Annotated in this window: 7 protein-coding genes; 6 read left to right on the top strand and 1 reads right to left on the bottom strand. The window is 40.8% G+C overall.

Annotated features, from left to right (window positions below):
* The first annotated feature begins 133 nt into the window (after positions 1–133).
* From ACXAGX_RS20395 to ACXAGX_RS20370, 6 genes are all read left to right on the top strand, one after another.
* Entirely contained in the window at positions 134–370 is a 237-nt protein-coding gene (locus ACXAGX_RS20395) for a DUF4160 domain-containing protein (RefSeq protein WP_474825217.1), read from the top strand.
* Positions 351–605 carry a DUF2442 domain-containing protein gene (locus ACXAGX_RS20390; protein ID WP_474825218.1) on the top strand — a complete coding sequence of 85 codons (255 nt, stop codon included), beginning with the start codon at positions 351–353 and terminating at the stop codon, positions 603–605. Before ACXAGX_RS20395 ends, ACXAGX_RS20390 begins: the two co-directional genes overlap by 20 nt.
* Positions 606–729: 124 nt before the next feature.
* Positions 730–1,083 (top strand): hypothetical protein, encoded by a 354-nt coding sequence (locus ACXAGX_RS20385; protein ID WP_474840681.1) that lies wholly within the window; start codon positions 730–732, stop codon positions 1,081–1,083.
* A gap of 120 nt (positions 1,084–1,203) precedes the next feature.
* Positions 1,204–1,578 carry a hypothetical protein gene (locus ACXAGX_RS20380; protein WP_474840680.1) on the top strand — a complete coding sequence of 125 codons (375 nt, stop codon included), beginning with the start codon at positions 1,204–1,206 and terminating at the stop codon, positions 1,576–1,578.
* A gap of 136 nt (positions 1,579–1,714) precedes the next feature.
* Entirely contained in the window at positions 1,715–2,584 is an 870-nt protein-coding gene (locus ACXAGX_RS20375; RefSeq protein ID WP_474840678.1) for a hypothetical protein, read from the top strand.
* A 123-nt stretch (positions 2,585–2,707) separates the two neighbouring features.
* Positions 2,708–3,025, top strand: a complete 318-nt coding sequence (locus ACXAGX_RS20370) for a hypothetical protein (RefSeq protein WP_474840676.1) — start codon at positions 2,708–2,710, stop codon at positions 3,023–3,025.
* A gap of 19 nt (positions 3,026–3,044) precedes the next feature.
* Here ACXAGX_RS20370 and ACXAGX_RS20365 read toward each other — a convergent pair.
* Positions 3,045–3,313: transposase (locus ACXAGX_RS20365; protein WP_474840674.1), on the bottom strand; the 269-nt coding region annotated here is incomplete at its 5' end.

Below are 3,313 nucleotides of genomic sequence, written 5' to 3'. Positions count from 1 at the left end.
CTCGCAGGCTCGCTGGGACGCTAACACGTGGGCTGCGTCACTTCGTTCCTAATTTTAGCCCACGTGTTATCGCCCTTTATGCGGGTGTTATCTTCTCGTTGGAATTCCTGCACTTTTCATATAACCTTTCTACATGCCAACAGTATTAAAAATTGGGCCATATCGCTTTTTCTTCTACAGCAATGAAACCGGTGAACCTGCCCACATTCATATTCAACGCGACAGAACGCTAGCTAAGTTCTGGCTTCGTCCGGTCGCGTTAGCAAGTTCAACTCGCTTTACTCCAAAAGAACTCAGAACTTTGGAAAAGCTGGTTGTCGAAAATAGAGATGCTTTTTTGGAGGCTTGGAATGGCTACTTTAGCAATTGAACATCACCCACAAGCTCTGTCGGTATCTTTCGACGAAAGTTCTTTAATCGTCGAATTAATCGACGGCAGAACAATCTCTGTACCTTTATCATGGTTTCCTAACCTTTCTCAAGCAAGCACATCACAATTACAGGATTGGGAGCTATTGGGTGATGGTGAAGGCATTCACTGGCCGCAACTGGATGAAGATCTGAGTGTAGCAGGTCTACTTGTCGGCAATCGAAGTAGAAGATAACAAACTAATTAAGGCACTCGCTCCGCTCGCTGGGACGCAAACACGTGGGCTCTGTCGCTTCGCTCGGGATTTTAGCCCACGTGTTTCCGCCCCTTATTTGGGTGTTAGCTACCAAGGAAGATACATGAAATTGAAAGGATATATCTGGAAAGTACTTACGGCTATCGTAGTTGCAACACTAATTGTAAATCCTGAGCTATTAACGCTTGGTGTTTTCATAGATATGGCTGGTTTAGAGCTTTTCTTACTACTGTTACAAGTTCAATTTATTGCTCTATCCAAAAGATATTACGAGTTCCTTGTTCATCCAATCGCAAAAAGGTTTTATAAGTTATCTAAAGCATTCGACCCATTTGTATTTTTACCAAGCTTTAAAACGCTAAAAGCTTATCCTTATCTCATAATGCATTGCGTGCCGGGGTATTTTTTAGGTTTCATGCCTGTGGCTGCCAAAAGCAAGGTTGATTTGGCATGGTAGCTAACAATAAAATCATGTCGCCCGCAGGCGGGCTGGGACACAAACAGGCAGGCGGCTTCGCCATTATAGCCTGCCTGTTTGTGCCCCATATTTAGAAGTTAGCTACTAAAGGGAATTTTTATGCAAAAGATTATTTCAAACAAAGAGCACGTAAAGGAGCTTTTTCAATCTATCGGATATTTCGTTTTTATTGCTGGCCTTCTGAAATTAGCACTTGAGAACATTGATGAAGCTACGATTTTTTATCGTTTAGCGGTTGTGTTTATATTCCTACTTTTAACGGTAATCGCTTTGTTTTATGGCATGTATCACGTTTTAGGGCCTATTACTAAAGAGTATTATCCAAACTTTAAAACACCATTTATAGATCCCAGTTATCATCCCCCTAAAAATTTAAATGAAATATCAAAGCGTAAAGGGCTAATCTTGTGGTTTATGATGGGCGTACCCTATTATTTAATAGGTATTCATATCATTGGGTTAGGGTTTAATTGAAATCGTAGCTAACAAATGCATTAAATCGCTCGCAAGCTCGCTGGGACAGTAACACATGGGCACTGTCGCTTCGCTCTGATTATTGCCCATGTGTTACTGCCCTTTATGCGGGTGTTAGCAGTCTAAGGAAAGTTCTGTGAGTAATTCAAAGAATGAAAGAAGCTTATTACCATTAATTATTCTTTCGGGCATTGTAGTTGCCCCATTAATTTTAATTGCCGGAATAATACTTGGTAGCCAAATTCAGCTGTCGAACATTCTTACTGCTGATTCACTTTCTTCATGGATCAGCGCTATTGCTACTGTTTCTATAGCGATACTAACTTTCGTCTTAGCAAAGGAGACATGGTATCTGAGAGTTGCCCAGATCCAACAAGTAAACGAACTAAGGCGTGAGAATATTAGACCAAATGTTTCACTAGCTATGTTGAGTAGTCCTGTTGCTATAAACTTTAAAATTGTTGAGATAGAGAATTTAGGTAAAGGAATTGCGCGTAATATCAAGTTTTCGTTTTGTAATGTAGACGGAAGTGAGTTAGAAGAAGATCCAGTAGTAAATGAGTTTTTACAAATACACATTTTTTCGAGCGGCATTTCATCATTAGGTATAGGTCAAAGAATCGAAAGCTTCATTCTTAGCATTCATGAAATAAAATCAAAGTTGCCAAACGGTGATATTTTCTCACCTGAATTTAAAATTAAAATCAAGTTTGAGGATGTAGAGGGTAGCCAGTATCAGAATGAAATAGTAATTAGTTTTAAAGAATTCAAGGGTATATCTACAATTGGAGATAGAGCTCCTCTTCATACTATTTCTCAAGACTTGAAAAAACTGCGTGAGCAAGTAGAAAGAATGACATCATCATCAAATAAACGCTTGCATGTTAATACGTATACCTCAGCAGATCGGATATTTGAAAAAGCTGAGGATGAAAGAGACAGGGAAAAATGGCGACAATTTGCTAAGGAGCAGCAAGAAAAACAGCAAAAGCAAGTAGACTGCTAACAATCACATTAAGTCGCTCGCAGGCTCGCTGGGACAGTAACACGTGGGCTCTGTCGCTTCGCTCGGATTTTAGCCCACGTGTTACTGCCCCTTATGTGGGTGTTATGTGCCACAGGAAATTTGATGACAAGTAATTCTGATTGGAAGTTAAAACTCAGATATGGAAAGGAGGTAACTCCTTTTACCCACTTCACCGTACTTGGAGCCGGAAACGTTTTTAATAATGATCATGGATTTGAATGTCCACTTGGTCCAGCTGTCATGGCTATAAAAGTTTGGGCTACAGATGCTAACGAAGCTGCTGATATGCTTCATGTCATTGGCCAACAGGTAGGCTTTGATTCAGAAGGAGAAGTAGAAATTTACGAGACTGAACCGGAAGAACCACCAAAAGAAAATCCGTTTGGCTACGGAATTAACTTTACTCCCTATGATGTCTAAACAGGCACATAACAAACGACTATGGCGTCAACCCTGAATTTAAGAAGTTTTTTTCTTCCCACATGACGCCATCTCTCACCATCGAATTGAGGATGACAATCATCTTCCTGACGCAGGCAATAATGGCGACTTTCTTGGGTTTGCCCGCTACGACTAACCGGCTGTAAGTGCGTTTAAAAACCGGATTGCACTGCATTGCTGACATCATCGCCATGAACAATACGGTGCGAACCTGACTGCGGCCACCCTGGATAACCTGTTTGCCTTTGTACTTGCCACTTTCTCTGT

The organism is Alteromonas sp. ABV4_515 (genome assembly GCF_056160345.1).
Note: the sequence above shows the minus strand (reverse complement) of the source record. Positions and strands in the feature narration are given on the sequence as shown.